At 67.6% G+C, this 14,574-nt stretch carries 17 protein-coding genes and 1 tRNA gene; 17 read left to right on the top strand and 1 reads right to left on the bottom strand.

Features of this window, described 5'->3' with window-relative positions; translation table 11 throughout:
• Window positions 1-7: 7 nt before the first annotated feature.
• Window positions 8-2,110, bottom strand: coding sequence for a SulP family inorganic anion transporter (locus TVNIR_RS09915; protein ID WP_015258893.1), 2,103 nt, complete (start codon window positions 2,108-2,110; stop codon window positions 8-10).
• Window positions 2,111-2,391: 281 nt separating this feature from the next.
• Between TVNIR_RS09915 and TVNIR_RS09910 the strand changes: the two genes are divergently transcribed.
• The 17 genes from TVNIR_RS09910 to TVNIR_RS20700 all read left to right on the top strand — a co-directional run bounded on the left by TVNIR_RS09910 (window position 2,392) and on the right by TVNIR_RS20700 (window position 14,495).
• Window positions 2,392-2,481: transfer RNA gene (locus TVNIR_RS09910), tRNA-Ser, on the top strand.
• 217 nt (window positions 2,482-2,698) lie between these two features.
• Entirely contained in the window at window positions 2,699-3,982 is a 1,284-nt protein-coding gene (locus TVNIR_RS09905) for a tyrosine-type recombinase/integrase (RefSeq protein WP_015258892.1), read from the top strand.
• Window positions 3,983-4,249: 267 nt separating this feature from the next.
• Entirely contained in the window at window positions 4,250-4,474 is a 225-nt protein-coding gene (locus TVNIR_RS09900; protein WP_015258891.1) for a helix-turn-helix transcriptional regulator, read from the top strand.
• Between the two features lie 360 nt (window positions 4,475-4,834).
• Window positions 4,835-5,194: a hypothetical protein gene (locus tag TVNIR_RS09895; RefSeq protein ID WP_043739584.1), complete on the top strand. Its 360-nt coding sequence runs from the start codon at window positions 4,835-4,837 to the stop codon at window positions 5,192-5,194.
• Window positions 5,184-6,707: a YfjI family protein gene (locus tag TVNIR_RS09890; RefSeq protein WP_015258889.1), complete on the top strand. Its 1,524-nt coding sequence runs from the start codon at window positions 5,184-5,186 to the stop codon at window positions 6,705-6,707. The genes TVNIR_RS09895 and TVNIR_RS09890 overlap by 11 nt, the downstream gene beginning before the upstream one ends.
• 227 nt (window positions 6,708-6,934) lie before the next feature.
• Window positions 6,935-7,423, top strand: coding sequence for a hypothetical protein (locus TVNIR_RS09885; protein ID WP_015258888.1), 489 nt, complete (start codon window positions 6,935-6,937; stop codon window positions 7,421-7,423).
• On the top strand, window positions 7,420-7,755 hold the full coding sequence (locus TVNIR_RS09880; protein WP_157092253.1) for a single-stranded DNA-binding protein: 336 nt from the start codon (window positions 7,420-7,422) through the stop codon (window positions 7,753-7,755). The genes TVNIR_RS09885 and TVNIR_RS09880 overlap by 4 nt, the downstream gene beginning before the upstream one ends.
• A gap of 677 nt (window positions 7,756-8,432) precedes the next feature.
• Complete coding sequence (locus tag TVNIR_RS09875; RefSeq protein ID WP_015258886.1) at window positions 8,433-9,110, top strand: hypothetical protein; 678 nt, start codon at window positions 8,433-8,435, stop codon at window positions 9,108-9,110.
• Window positions 9,094-9,255, top strand: a complete 162-nt coding sequence (locus tag TVNIR_RS19785; RefSeq protein ID WP_015258885.1) for a hypothetical protein — start codon at window positions 9,094-9,096, stop codon at window positions 9,253-9,255. Before TVNIR_RS09875 ends, TVNIR_RS19785 begins: the two co-directional genes overlap by 17 nt.
• Entirely contained in the window at window positions 9,252-9,434 is a 183-nt protein-coding gene (locus TVNIR_RS09870; RefSeq protein ID WP_015258884.1) for a hypothetical protein, read from the top strand. Before TVNIR_RS19785 ends, TVNIR_RS09870 begins: the two co-directional genes overlap by 4 nt.
• A gap of 18 nt (window positions 9,435-9,452) precedes the next feature.
• Window positions 9,453-9,896: a hypothetical protein gene (locus tag TVNIR_RS09865; protein ID WP_015258883.1), complete on the top strand. Its 444-nt coding sequence runs from the start codon at window positions 9,453-9,455 to the stop codon at window positions 9,894-9,896.
• Between the two features lie 63 nt (window positions 9,897-9,959).
• Entirely contained in the window at window positions 9,960-10,319 is a 360-nt protein-coding gene (locus TVNIR_RS09860) for a hypothetical protein (RefSeq protein WP_015258882.1), read from the top strand.
• The gene (locus TVNIR_RS09855; RefSeq protein ID WP_015258881.1) at window positions 10,319-10,534 is read left to right on the top strand and encodes a hypothetical protein; all 216 of its coding nucleotides are present in this window, start codon (window positions 10,319-10,321) and stop codon (window positions 10,532-10,534) included. Before TVNIR_RS09860 ends, TVNIR_RS09855 begins: the two co-directional genes overlap by 1 nt.
• Before the next feature lie 151 nt (window positions 10,535-10,685).
• Entirely contained in the window at window positions 10,686-11,504 is an 819-nt protein-coding gene (locus TVNIR_RS09850; RefSeq protein WP_015258880.1) for a DNA-binding protein, read from the top strand.
• Window positions 11,505-11,550: 46 nt separating this feature from the next.
• Window positions 11,551-11,883, top strand: coding sequence for a hypothetical protein (locus TVNIR_RS09845; protein ID WP_015258879.1), 333 nt, complete (start codon window positions 11,551-11,553; stop codon window positions 11,881-11,883).
• Window positions 11,884-11,904: 21 nt separating this feature from the next.
• Complete coding sequence (locus TVNIR_RS09840; RefSeq protein WP_015258878.1) at window positions 11,905-14,034, top strand: hypothetical protein; 2,130 nt, start codon at window positions 11,905-11,907, stop codon at window positions 14,032-14,034.
• Window positions 14,022-14,495, top strand: coding sequence for a lytic transglycosylase domain-containing protein (locus TVNIR_RS20700; protein WP_335338131.1), 474 nt, complete (start codon window positions 14,022-14,024; stop codon window positions 14,493-14,495). The genes TVNIR_RS09840 and TVNIR_RS20700 overlap by 13 nt, the downstream gene beginning before the upstream one ends.
• Window positions 14,496-14,574 lie beyond the last annotated feature (79 nt).

Genomic DNA, 14,574 nt, shown 5'->3' with positions numbered 1-14,574 from the left:
GGCGGGTTCAGTCCGAAGACTCCTTTTGGTTCTTCGCCGCTTCCTTCTCCTTTTCGGCCGCCACGCGTGCCTGAACCGCGGCGATGGAGGCATCGGTCGAGCGGAAGATGTTCTCCTTGCCGATCACCTCGTCCAGCCCCGTGCGCTCCATCACCTCCAGCACCTGCGCCTTCAGGCCGGCGAAGACGAGTGTGATGCCCCGGGCTTTCAGACGGTCTACCAGCGAGTGAATAACCTCTTCGCCGGATGCGTCGATCTCGTTGATGCCCTTGGTGACCACCACCAGGTATTTCGCGTTCGGGTGTCGCGCGGCGAGTTCCAGCACCGCGTCCTCGAAGTAGGGCACGTTGGCGAAATACAGGGATCGGTCGAAACGCAGCAGGCCAATGTCCTCGCTAGCCTTCAGGCCGTAGCGCTGGGCCTCGCGCAGGGTGCCATCGGAATACCGCGCGAGTTCGGAGACGCGCGGGCGCATGCTGCGGTACAGGAACAGCGCGACCGCGAGCCCCACGCCGATCAGGATGCCGATGTCCAGGTGGGGGGCGACCGCGAGCGTCGCGACGAAAGTCACGATCGCGGCCGCACCGTCGTGTCGACTGGCAAGCCAGGCGTGGTGAATGGCTTTGAAGTTGATCAGCCCGATCACCGCCATCATGATGATCGCTGCCAGCACCGCCTCGGGCAGGTGGTAGAACAGCGGGGTCAGGAACAGCAGCACCAGCAGGATCAGCACCGCCGTGAAGGTCGAGGACAGACCCGTGCGCGCACCGGCGTTCAGGTTCACCGCCGAGCGCGAGAACGAGCCGCTGACCGGATAGGCTTGCGTGAAGCTGCCCGCGATGTTGCCGAGCCCCTGGCCGATCAGTTCCTGGTTCGGGTTCAGGCGCTGCCCGGTGCGGCCCGCGATGGCCCGGGCGATCGCGATCGCTTCCGTGAATCCGACCAGTGCGATTACGAACGCGGTCGTGAACAGTGCCGCGACGGTGGTGATGCTGAGATCGGGGACCGCAAACGTGGGCAGCCCGGCGGGGATGTCCCCCACTACCTTGCCGCCCGCGTTCATCTGGACCGACTGGCCGTCGATCCCGTCGACGCGCCAGGTCCGCCCGTCCGTCTGCTGTTCGGGGTCCAGCGCCTCGTCGGTGACGAATCGCGGGGGTTGGTCGTCAGCGGCAATCATCCTGAAGTGGACGTCACGAAGCGCCTGGCGCGCCTGTTCGGTCGCCTCGCGGACCTTCTCGGCCTCGATCCGCAGCAGATCCGCTTCGTAGCGCAGGGCAGCGGCATCGCGCGGATCGGCGCGCTCGATTACCGCCTCGCGCTCGCGGATCTCCCGGTCGATCCCGCTCTTTCTGTCCTTCAGTTCGGACCAGGACTCGATCTGTTGCGCGGCCGTCTCGGGTGCGATCTGGGCCAGCGGCACCTCGGCCTTGCGTTCGAAGCCGACCATCCAGCTCAACGCAGTGGTGATCACAACCGCGGCGAGCACCGCCGGCACCTTCGGCATGATCCGCTTGAACCCGACCATGATCGCGATTGCACCCAGTCCGAAGGCAAGCGTGGGCCAGTGTAGCCGGCCGATCTCGGCCAGCATGCCCGCCAGCCCGACCAGGAAATGGCCGCTGGTATCGATCGGCACACCCAGCAGCTTGTTCAGCTGAGACAGGCCAATGATCAGCGCCGCAGCGTTGGTGAAGCCCACGATGACCGGATGCGAGATGAAACTGACCAGCGCCCCCATCTTCAACAGGCCCATCGACAACTGGATGATCCCGACCAGGAACGCGAGGACGATCGCCAGCACGATGAACTCGCCGGAACCGGGGGAGGCGAGCGGGATCAGCGCGGTGGCAGTTAGCAACGACACCACCGCCACCGGACCGGTCGAGAGCTGGTTCGACGAGCCCCACAGCGCGGCCACGACCACCGGCAGCAGCGATGCATACAGTCCGTACACGGGTGGCAGCCCGGCCAGCTGCGCGTAAGCCATGGACTGCGGCACCAGCACCAGGGCCACCGCGATGCCGGCGGACAGATCCGCCTTCAGGGTATCCTGGTTCGGCCGTTGCCAGCGCATGAACGGGAAGAAACGCAGCAGAAGCGGATTCATCGGCGATCTTTGCTCCGAGCCGGGGCCCGCTGGTTGCAACGGGCAAGGAATTTCACCGTCCGGCCCGCCACACGCGAGGCGATTGTTGGCTGGGCCGCGCCGGGGCCGCCATCCCAGGCGGGACGCATAACTCGTGGTCAATGGATGGCCGCGGAAGTATATCCGGCTGCAGACCCATGGCTCCAATGGATAATTGTGATGCAACACATAGATATCAGTCGATCAGTCAGTCGGTTGGGACGTTGCCAAATCGCGGATCACTGCCGACAATACGTCACCGGGGAGAAGTGGCAGAGCGGTTGAATGCACCGGTCTTGAAAACCGGCAGGGGTGCAAGCCCCTCGTGGGTTCGAATCCCACCTTCTCCGCCAGTTCACTGTAGCAGCAAGTCAAAGCCCGTCAGAATATGGAGCATAAGCGCCTGTTCTGACGGGCTTTACCCTTTCTGGTCCTGTAACAGGTTGTCGCAAGAAGTCGCGTCCAATGCTATCCTCTTTGTGGGAACGGTTGTGGGAACGTGGCCCCATCCGATCTTGGGTGGTGGTCTCGGACCCGGTTTGTGGGACCAGTTGTGGGGCGGACGAACGGATGCCACTGAGATCGAAGGAGTTGTCCCCAATCGAACTCAAGCGCCTGGTCGAGCCCGGGCGCTATGCCGTCGGTGGCGTCGCCGGTCTCTACCTCGTGGTGAAGCCGACGGGGGCGAAAAGCTGGGTTTTCCGGTACGCGCTGCCGATCACGCGCACGAGTTCGACCGGCCGGCCGTTTGCCGCTCGCCGTGATGCCGGCCTCGGTGCCTACCCTGACGTCACCCTTGCCCAGGCTCGAGAGAAGGCGCGCGCTCTCCGGGAACAGATCGCGAGCGGGGTTGATCCCGTCCAGGCCCGCCGCGAGGCCCGCGCGGCCCGGGCCGCTGCCGAGGCGAAGGCGTTGACCTTCGACGAGGCGGCCCGCAAGCTCCTGGCCGCCAAGACCCGCGAGTTCCGCAACCCGAAGCATGCGCTCCAGTGGTCGGCGACGCTGAACGCCTACGCCAGCCCAGTACTGGGCGCGCTCCCTGTGGATGCCATCGAGTTGGCGCATGTGGTCGAGGCTCTGAGCCGGGACGATTTGTGGACCACGAAGCCCGAGACGGCTTCCCGGGTCCGCGGCCGAATCGAGGCGGTACTGAACTGGGCGACCGCCAGTGGCCACCGATCCGGCGACAACCCGGCCCGCTGGCGGGGAAACCTGGACGCCGTGCTGCCCAAACCAACCAGGCTGAAGCGTGTTCGGCACCACAAGGCGCTGCCGATCCCGGAAATGCACGACTTCATGATGGCCCTGCGCCAGCGCGAAGGCATGGCCGCCCGGGCGCTGGAATTCCTGATCCTGACCGCCGCCCGGTCCGGCGAGGTTCGCGGTGCAACCTGGGCCGAAATCGACTTGCAGGCCCGGACGTGGACGATTCCCGCCGACCGGATGAAGGCCGGCCGCGAGCACGTGGTTCCCCTGTGTGATGACGCCATCCGGTTATTGAAAGCCCTGCCGCAGCACGAAGGCTGCGATCTGGTATTCGCGTCCCCCCGGCTCGGGCAACTGTCGGACATGAGCATCAGCGCGGTCCTGCGCCGCATGAAAGTGGACGCGGTGCCGCACGGGTTCCGGAGCACGTTCCGTGACTGGTGTAGCGAGTTCACCAGCTACCCGCATGAGGTGGCGGAAATGGCACTGGCGCACACGATCCCGAACGCGGTCGAGCGCGCCTACCGCAGGGGCGATCTTCTGACCAAGCGCCGCCGGCTCATGGAGGACTGGGCGAAGCTCCTGAACGCGCCACACGGGGCGGCGGAAGTGCTGCCGATTCGGCGCGAGGGGGGCGCGAAAATTTAACGGTCGACTATTGTTTGCCGGGGAACCGGGGGAACCGGGGGAACCGGGGGAACCCGGGGAACCCTCAATGCTACTCATTGAAATTACTGAAATTGTCAGCTCCCCAGCGGTTCCCCCAGCGGTTCCCCGGGGCTGAATCCCGGGGAACCCCGGGGAACCCTGGGCACGTGAAGGTGTAGCGGCTGCCGACAGATGCGGCCGCGCAGTTGCGCATCGAATCATGTCGTGACAATAGGATGGCATCGGCGAAACAACACGGAGGCGCCGATGACCGACCACACCGCAGTACCGACCACCCCATCCACCGCCCCTACGCGCCTGCGCCTGCTGCGCGATGTCGACGTGGCGGCACGCTACGGGATCGCGCGCCAGAGCGTATGGCGATGGGTACGCGACGGGATCATCCCTCCACCGGTCCGGATCAGCGAGAAGATGACCCGCTGGCCCGCGGACGCGCTCGATGCGCATGACCGCGCTCGGGGGCTGCTATGAGAACGGGGGATAGAGCCCGCCCGGGGTGGCGACCCCGGGAATCGGGCGGGAGCATCGGCGAGCACCGACACGCACATGATACTCGCGCGCATACCGGGACCTGATTATCAGGGAAGCTCCGCAAATTGGAACGGGCCGTCATCGAAACCACCGTCATCGCGAGGCGCGAAGCAACGTGGCGATCCAAACGGCGTTAGTCCTCCCCGCGCCGCCTGGATTATTCGCTGCGCTCACCCTGCGGGCCAGCCCGCGGCTGTTCAATGCGCTACGGGCAGGAGTGACAAGCGACGCTCGCAATGACCACCGAGACGGAACGCTGTCGTGCTCGCTGCGGAGGTTCCGTGATAATCAGGTACCGGGATGCTACGTCCGCCGCGCGGCCGCCTGCCGCCCTACCTGCGACGGCACGCCGACCGGCTGCGGGCCGATCCATCAGCGACCGCGTGGGTCGCGATCGGCCCCGGAGCGTGGCGCTGGGCGCGGGAGCGTGCGGGGAGTCGGCTCGTGGCGCTCGTTTGTCCGACCGGCGAAGATCCGCGGGCGTTTGACTGGCGCCCCTGCGCCGGGCACGACCCGGTACTGCTGGTCCGCGCCGGTCCGACCGACGGCGACCAGGTGCGTGGGCTGATCGAGGCGCTGATCCGCGACGACACTGATCGCGTGCTCGATGCGACGACCGGGGCGCTGTACGTGGCGCAGGAGGTGGCCCATGCCGCATAGCCCCGCTCCGACGATCGAGATTGCGCGAGTGCGGCCGGAGCCCGAGCCGTGGCCGGACCTGATCCCGCTGGACACGCCACGACTACCGCGCCTGGCACCGGACGTACTGCCGGGCTGGGCCGGGGCATTCGCGGCTGAGCTGGCCGCATCGACCGAGACGCCGCCGGAGCTGGCCATCGGGCTGATACTGGCGACCTGCTCCGCGGCTGCCGCGCGCCGTTTGCGGGTGCTGGTTCAGCCGGGCCACATCGAGCCCGCCAACCTCTGGGTCGCGGTCGCCCTGCCGCCCGGAAACCGCAAGTCGGCCGTCCAGTCGGCGGCGACTGCGCCGCTGCTGGCCTGGGAGCGGGATGCAGCCCGGGACATCGAGCCGGAGATCCGGCGCACCACGTCCACGGTCGCAACGATGCAGGCCCGAGTGAAGGAACTGCGCGCCCGCGCCGCGAAAAAGGGTGACATGGGTGCCGCTGATGAGGCGTCCGACATCGAGGCAGCAATGCCCGAGATCCCCCGACCGCCGCAACTGTGGACATCGGACGCAACCCCGGAGCGCATGGGGGTGCTGCTCGCCGATCATGGGGAGTGCATGGCATGGCTGTCGTCGGAGGGAGGCATCTTCGATCTGCTGGCTGGCCGCTACTCGAATGGCATCCCGAACCTCGACATGGTCCTGAAGGCGTGGAGCGGGGACGCCGAGCGCGTGGACCGCGGCAGCCGTCCGCCTGTCTACCTGACTGCCCCGGCCCTGACGCTGGGGCTGTCTCCGCAGCCCGACATGCTGCGCGGGCTGGCGACGATGCCCGGTTTCCGCGGTCGCGGGCTGCTCGGGCGCATCCTGTACCTGCTGCCACCGTCCCCGCTGGGGTACCGCACGCTGACCCCTGCGCCGCTGCAGGACGGCACCCGGGACGCCTATGCTGCTGGCGTACGGGCGATGCTGGACTGGCCCGCACTGTCGGATGACGACGGACGAGAGCGGCGATACCTGCTGCGCCTGTCGCCGGATGCCCGTGCCGCGTGGCTGGAGTTCGCACGCGGGATCGAGGCCGACATGCGCCCGGGGGGTGAGTTCGAGCACGCCACGGACTGGGCCGGGAAAGCCCCGGGGCAAGCGGCACGGATCGCAGCGGTGCTGCATGCGACCGAGTACGCCCGCGGGAAGCCGTGGGACGCGGAGATCAGTGCGCTGACCATGACTGCCGCGCTGGAGATCGTCGCGACGGTCGCCGTGCATAGCCTGGCTGCGCTGGATCTGATGGGTGCCGATCCCAGCATCGCCGCGGCCCGAAAGGTATGGGACTGGATCGAGCGGGGCCGGCATGCGCGCGTCACGATGCGCGACGCCCACCAGGCGCTCCGCGGGACGTTCCCGCGTGCGCGCCATTTCGCCGAGGCGATCGAGCCACTCGAGGAACGGGGCTATGTCCGCACGGTCGATCGCGCCCAACCCGGCGGCGGCAGGCCGTCTACGGTGATCGAGGTGCGGCCGGACATCGCGGAGGGCTGGCGATGACCTGGCGCGCATACCTGAGGACGGACGGCGGAGAGCGAAATCTAACCCCCTATGCTCAAAACGCTCAAAACCCTCAAAACCTCCGCCCCGATGGCGGTCGCGAACGCGCCACTGGGGGTTTTGAGGATATTGAGGATATTGAGGATAGGCCACGGGAAATCACGCGCCTGGCCCCGGGCCAGTCTGCGACAGCGACACTTGCGACTGGTGCGACACCTGGGCAGCCAGTGCCACCGTCGTCCACCGAGTCGCGGGCCGGTCCCAAGCGCACTCTGACAGAACTCCGGATCGCCCTGGCCCGAGCCGCCGAGGGGCTGCCGGTCACGCTTTCTGAGCTGCTGGAGGCATTCGGCGAGGAAGGCGCCGCCGACTGGGCGGAGGGCTACGAGCCCCATTGCCATCCGCGGTTCTTGCGCGCCTTCGCCGTCGCCGTCGCCGAGCGGCTGGCCCGGGAACGGAAGACCCAGCCCGCGCCGCCCCCTGCACCGGCTGCCCGCACAGAGCGCGATGTCGGCCCGCTGGACGGACTGCCGCTGCTGCGCGAGGACTGGAAGTTCGTCGATGCCCGCACTCGGTTTCGACGCGACCGGGACGCCCTGCTGGCCGAATATGCCCGCCGCTGGCGCGAGGCTGCCGACGCTGAGCCGGTGGAAATCCGCAAGTCGAATGCTGGCCGATACGCCGCGAACGCATGGCTGCGGGGGGTGACGCGATGATCTACGCATCCGTGCATGGCCGCCTGGGCGCCGATCCCGTGGCGGGCGAGACCAAGACCGGCAAGCCGATGGTTCGCGCGTCGGTGGCTATCGACGTGACCCCGCACAACGCCGAGGAACCGGTGTGGGTATCGCTGCTGGCCTTCGGGGCTGCCGCCGAGGCCCTGGACCGGGCCGCCAAGGGCGAGATGGTCACAGCCCAAGGGCGCATGACCCGGGGGCGCTACACCGGCCGGGACGGCAGCCTGCGGGAGTCCTGGACGCTGATCCCGGACGCGGTGCTGACCGCGAGATCGGCGCGGCCGTCCGGCAAGCGGAGGGCGACCGCATGAACCCCGATCGCGATCGACCCGGCCCGCCTGCCTGCGCGCGCCCGGGATGGTCCCCGTTCCGGAGAAACCCGTTCCGCCTGCGACCGCGCCGCAAACCGAAGCCGAAGGAGTGATGACCATGACACAGCAACGCGACCTGTACCGCCCGAAACCGGGCCGAAAGCCCCGACGAGCCGGTGGATTCCGCCGGGCGGAGCCGCCGAGAACGCCCAAAGACACGAGTTGGGAGATGCCCGAGGACTTCCAGCCGGCCGCAACGAGCAAGGAGGGTCAGTGATGGGAGCAGCAAGCCGCACGAAAGGGGCTTCGGGTGAACGCGAACTGCGCCGGTTGCTCGAGGCCGAGCTTGGGCCGGGGATCGCTCGGAACCTGTCCCAGACACGGGATGGCGGGCACGATCTGGCTGGCGTCGGTCCCTGCGCTGTCGAGGTGAAGCGGTACAAGCGGGCGACACCCTCTCTGCTCGCCGCGTGGTGGACGCAGGCTGAGGCTCAGGCGGAATCCGCCGGTCTACGTCCTTGCCCTAGCCTGGAGGGAGGATCGCGCGCCCTGGCGTGTCCTGGTGCTCCTGGAGGACGTGCGACCGGGGCTAGGACCGTGGCCCGGGATCGACTGGACAGCGGCCGTGACGCTGCCTGCGTTCGCTGCGCTGGTGCGGGAAACGGGGAGGGCAACCGATGTCGCAGCGTGACCCTCGTAGTTACAACACCTGGCGGATCGCGCTTGAGGATGGCGACATCACGCCGATTGAAGCGCTACTGCGCTGGACGTATGTCGCGATGTCCCGCCGGGTGATGGATCTCGAGGAATACACCCGGCTGGTGACCAAGACACTCCCATCCGTGGAGTGGCACCAACCGGGCGAGGAAACGGAATTGCCCGGGTATTTGCCGGTGACATGGACCTGCGCCGCCGACTTCTTCGAGTGGGCCGACAGCTACCTTGGGCACATCTTCTCCCTGGGCTCATTCCTGCGCGAGTACATCGCCGAGCACGACCCCGGCAAGAAGGCCCGGCTGGTGCAGTCCAAGCAGGCCGACATCGCGACGAAGGTCCGGGAGGCTGCGGAGAATCCGTTGCCTGCGAACCCGGTAGCGGAAGGCAAGGCAGGACCGGGAAGGGGGAATAAAACGGGTGACAATGTAACCCGTTTATCTCGCGGCAATGACCAGACCTACACCCTCCGCCGCCTGGCCCGCGATAACCCCGAACTGCTGGGCAAGGTGGAAGCCGGCGAACTGACCGCCAACGCTGCGGCGATCGAGGCCGGGTTCCGGAAGCCTACCAAGAGCATCCCGGTGGACTCGGCAGAATCCGCAGTCCGGGGCACTGCTGCGCGTGTTCCAGGCGCCTGAGATCCAGGCCGCGATCACCGAGGACAAGGAGCCGAGCGCGGGGTCGATCGAGGCCGCGAAGGAAGCGTACCTGGCGCTGAGCGACGATGAACTGCGCGCGTTCCTGGAGTGGCAGGGAAAGCAGGCCAGCGGGGGCGACCAGTGAGCGCCCTGCTGAAACTGCTGCAAGCCGATGCCGCGGTCGCCGAGGCCCGCATGCTTGATGGTCGGCTGGTGGTTCGCATGGTCCGCCGGGCGCCGTCCGAGGACTGGAGCTGCGTGGACAAGCTGATCGGCGAGTTCGGACCGAAACGAAAGCCCCGGCGCCGCCGTCGGGCTGCATGACCAAGGGAGACACGAGACATGAACCACGAAAGCCGCGTAGCGAAGGCGCTGCGCACCCTGAATACCCCGGCCCGCCGGGCACCGATCGTGTGGACCGGGGCGCGCATCCAGGAGGAATTGGCGAAATCCCTGTTGCCCCTTGCCCGCCGGCAGCGCCGGGAACTCGAGGAACGTCGCGAACTAGAGCGCGAAGCCCGGCAAATCCGGTCCCTCGGTCCCGCGGGCGATGTCGCGCAAGCGCGGTTGGCCCGGATTGCCGTGCGAATTGCGGAGATCACACCGGAGCCGGAACCCACGCGGAGACAGCGCCGGGAGTACCGCAAACGCCTGGCCGAAGAACTCGCCGACCTGCGCCGCCGTGCCGATCGCTTCGACCACGATCCTGCCTGGGCCGAGGTGCTGGCCCGGGAAACGCTCGCCGAGCGCCGCGCACAGCTTGCGGAACGCCGCCGCGCGTCGTGATGCGACCATGAACCTGTACGACGTACCACGGTGCCGACGGGCGCCACAACCGAGGACCGAGACATGCTGAACACCGATCCCTACGCGGAACTCGACCGCCTGATTTCCGACTTCGGCAAGGCTGCCGGGCTCCCTGATCTTCCCGACCGCCGACCACCGAGCCGGCAGTTCACGGACTCGGGCCGAAAGCTGCGCGACTATGGCGACGATCGCCAGCGCCAGCTTGAGCAGATCCGCCGAGAGCGCCAGCAGATGAAGGCGGACTTCGAGGCCGGACGCATGCAACCGCTGGACGTGATGATGAAGGAGACGGCGCTGAATCAGCGCGAGTCCGCAGTCATGACGAAGGTTGCACCGCTGGTCGCTGCTGGTGCTCGCATGGCTGGGGCCGCAGCCACGCCGCGTGAGCGCGAGGCGCACTGATGGCCCGCATCCACGGTCCCAGGCACCTGGAAGGGCTGCTGCGCACGGTTCGCGATCATCAGCGCCAGCAGGACACGCTGATGAAGGCGCACGCAGCCCAGCGCCGCGCCCTGGGCGAGATGCTGCAGCGGCCCGACGTGAATCCCCTTGATGTCATGCGTGCCGAGACGGCACTGAACCACACGGCCCCGGTCCTGACGGTCCTGCGCCGCTGACCCGAATTCTCGTTCGCCTCCTGCCAGACTTGCCCGGCCATGTGCCGGGTTCTTTTTCCCCTTTCGGCCCGGTTTCGGTTGCGTTTCGTAGTGTATCGTATATCATATTACGTGAAGCAATACGATACGATACGAACCGGGAGAGACACCCATGGCCCGCCCAGGGATCACCTACGCACAGGTTGCCGAAGCCGCCGAAGCCCTGGCGGCTGCCGGCGAGAACGTGACCATTGCCCGCGTCCGGGACCGGCTCGGCACGGGATCGCCGAACACGATTCACCGGCACCTGACCGCCTGGCAAGACACGCGACCGGCACCGAAACGGCCCACGGAGCTACCCGAAGCCATCCAGGCCGCGATCCTGCGCGAGATCGAGCGCCAGACGGCCGAAGCCAAGGCCGAAGCGGAATCCCGGCTGGAGCAGGCGCAGGCTCGGGCAGACGAGCTTGCACGGGCGGGGGAGGCGCTGGAATCCGAGGTGGCCGACCTGACCGAGGCGCTGGCCGCGATGCGTGCCGAGCGGGATACCGCACAACTGAACGCCGAGGGGCTGGCCGAGGAAATCATGGCGCTCAAGGCCGAAGTGGTCCGGGAGCGCGAAGCCGCCGAGTCTGCCCGCATCCAGGCAGCGGAAACCCGGCTGCGTGCCGAGGGACAGGCCGAGGCCCTGCAGGAAGCCCGTGCCGAGGTTGCCCGGCTGCGCGAGGCCCTGGAGCGAGAACAGGCCGCCCGGGCCGAAGCCAGCGGCGACATGACCACCCTGCGCGGGGAACTCGTGCAAGTCCGGACCCGTGCCGACACTCTGGGCGAGGATCTTCGCGAAGCCCGCACCGACCGGGACCGGCTCCGGGAGGTCCTGGAAGCCGAGAGGCAAGCCCGCGAGGCGATCGCACAGGAAGCCGCCGAACTGCGCGGCGAATTGAAGGCGCTGCGCACGCGATCGAAGCAAGAAAAACGCCCCATCTCATGAGCCTGACAGACGGGGCGACTCACCACAGCCAACCGAGGAAACCACGATGAGCACCGACCACAATACCAGCACGACAACCCGCCTGATCGACCAGCCGGACATCATCGCCAGCCGCGCGCTGGCCCACCGGGACGAACTGCGCGACGTTCCCGCCACGATCCGCACGGCCGCGGGGATGTTGCGCCGGGATCTGTCCGACCGCCACGACAACGACGCCACCCCGATGACCGATGCCGAAGTCGATGCCCTGCTATCGCTGATCGAGACCGCGGCCCGGCGCCTGGGCGAGATCAACATCCGCTGCGTTGGCGAGGACGACTCCGATGCCGCGCCCGAGCGCTTCATGCGCGCGCCCTGTGATACCGTTTCCGCAGCGTAACCGCGGCTCAGGAGGTGGCCCGTGAGTGACGTTCGATTCAGCGCCGATCCCAGCAGCGTCCTGCGTGCGATGCAGGACATCCAGCGCGCCATCCAGCGTGCTGGACAGGAAGGCAAGGCCTTCTCCGAGATGGACCTGTCGCACCCGGAGCTGAAGGATCTCGAGCGCGATATGAGCCGGCTGCGTTCCAGCATGCTCGCGCTACAGCGGATCTCGCCTGGAAGCCAGTTCACGCGTGGCCTGCGCGATTCGGGCCAGGCGGGTCGCGATCCGTGGGCGGTGGACTGGGGGCGGGCGTTTCCGGAGCAGCAGCAGCGGGACAAGGCGCTGCATCGGCTGGTGCAGGGATCCGGGCATGCCTACGGTGGCGATGGCGGCCAGCGTCCACCGGGCGGGGGCGATTTCGCGGCACCGATGGGTGGTTCGCTGGGGACGCTCGCACGCACGGCGCTGCCTATCGCAATGGGCGGTGGCCTTGTCGCCAGCCTGATGCGAGGCCTGCGTGAGGCCGACCAGACCAGCGATGCCACCGATACCCTGATGCGCTTCGACGAGCTGGGGCGCACCTTCGACGAACTGCGCGACAGCGTGACCGGGCTGGTGACCCAATTCGGGCTGGCCAATGCCGAGGCCGCCCGTCTGACCGAGGGCTACGCGCGTGCCTCCGGCGAGGTGGAAGGCGCCACCGATGCCGTCAAGGATTCGGTGGCGCTGGCCCGCGGCCTGGGGATGAATGCCGAGGGAACCACGCGCTCGTTCGGCACCCTGCAGTTCGCGGGCGTGTTCGAGCGCCAGGACCGGCGCGAGTTCGCAACCCTGCTGGCCGAGATGATCGGCCGGTCCGGAATGTATGCCCGCGGCGATGAACTCCTGGGTCAGGTGACGCGGATGGCGGACCGGATCTGGGAATCGACGCTTGAGGCGCCCAACACGCGGGCGATCATGCAGGCCTACTCGGCGATGTTCGACGTATCGGCCGCGACCGGCAAGACCGCGTTGAAGGGCGGTGCCGGCGAGCGCATCCTGGCCGCGGCCGATACCGGGATCCGCAACATCGGTGGCGGTGAGGCTGGCGAGTTCTTCATGTACCGGGCGCTGTCCGGCGTCACCGGCGACATCTACAAGCAGCGCTACCTGCGCGACTACGGCGCGTTCGGCACCCCGGGCCAGGCCTTCGGTGGCGACGACAACCGGACCCTTCTGCAGATCGTGATGGACCAGTTCCGGCGCGATGCCGCGAACCTGAACAACCCGTATGCGTCGTACTCGGCGCTGGGCGGGTTCTTCGGGCTGTCCAGCCGGCAGGCTGAGGCCATGATGGCGGTGGACAAGCAGATGCGCCAGTCGGGCCTGGGCAACATGCAGTCGCTGCTGGAGCAGTCCGGCGTCGACCTGTCCGAGATGGACGCGTCGGGCCTGGGGCAGATCGCGAAGATCATCGAGGAAGCGCGTGCGGCCGGGCCGGTGAACGTCGAGGACGTGGCCGACCGCATCCGGAGGGCGGACGAGGAAGGGCTTATCCCGACCGTATCCACAAAGTGGAAGAGCGAGACTGCCCGCCTTTCCGACCAGCTCGAGCAACTGGTGCGCGACGCCCGCCCGTTGCTTACCAACCTGACGGGCTACATCGCGGACGGCCTGGGTGTAGTGAACGACTTGATCGACGAGCTCAAGAAGATCAACGAAAACCTCGCGTGGTTCCGCCGTGGGGGTAGGGTTGGGGCAGGGGTTGGACAGGCCATCGATGACGCGGCCCGGCCCTTGCTGCCGACCCCTAGGTCGAGCATGAGCCAGGAGGAACTGAGACAGGAACGCGAGCGCTGGGAGAACCGCGGCCCGTTCTGGTTCTTCCGCCGGCGCCGACCTGAACCGGAGTTGCCCGAACCAGAGCCCATCGAGCCAGAGCCGTCGGATGATCTGTCCTGGCTGGGGCGCATCGGCCCGGGCGATGAGCGGGAGACCCCGGAATCACAGGCCGCCAGACGATTCGGCTTGTCCGGGCTGGGACGCATCGGCCCCGGGATCATCCCGTGGTCTGACCTGCACACGGTCGGGCCGGGGATCGGCTCGACCGATGGAATCCCGTCACGGGCCGCGATGGAGCGCGTGGACGCCCATTACAGCCTGCCTCGGGCACGATCTGGGCGCTGACCCGTACCGAGAGCAATCACGATCCGAACGCGGTCTCCCATGCGGGGGCACAAGGGATTGCGCAGTTCATGCCGGGCACCGCCCGGGACATGGGCTTGAACGACCCGTTCGACCCCTATGCATCCATCGAGGCGGCCGGGAAGTACATGCGCCACCTGTGGGACAAGCCGTATATCCACACGCTGGAGGATGCCCTGGCGGCCTACAACGCCGGCCCCGGCAACTTCCGGGACGAAGGCGCCTACTACTGGCGCGAGCCTACCGAGCACCGGGAACGCTTCAACCGCCACTTCAGCGCCTACCAGCGCAACAACCCGGATCCGGTCAATGTGGTGGTGCACGTCCATCCGCAACCGGAGGGGCCGCCGGAAGTTGAGGTCGAGGTCGATGGCCGCGTCCGGGACACCAGCGTCGGCGAAGGCGCCTACCATCTCAGCGACTTCGCGTTCGGGTCTGGCTGACCAGTCCGTCATTCCCATCTGAGCCCCGGCACGTCCGGGGCGCATTCGTCCTGCCGTGAACTCGATCTGGTAAGCCGGC

It is taken from the genome of Thioalkalivibrio nitratireducens DSM 14787 (assembly GCF_000321415.2).
GTDB lineage: Bacteria > Pseudomonadota > Gammaproteobacteria > Ectothiorhodospirales > Ectothiorhodospiraceae > Thioalkalivibrio > Thioalkalivibrio nitratireducens.
The sequence above is the reverse complement of the archived record's forward strand: the minus strand, read 5'-3'. Positions and strand labels throughout refer to the sequence as shown.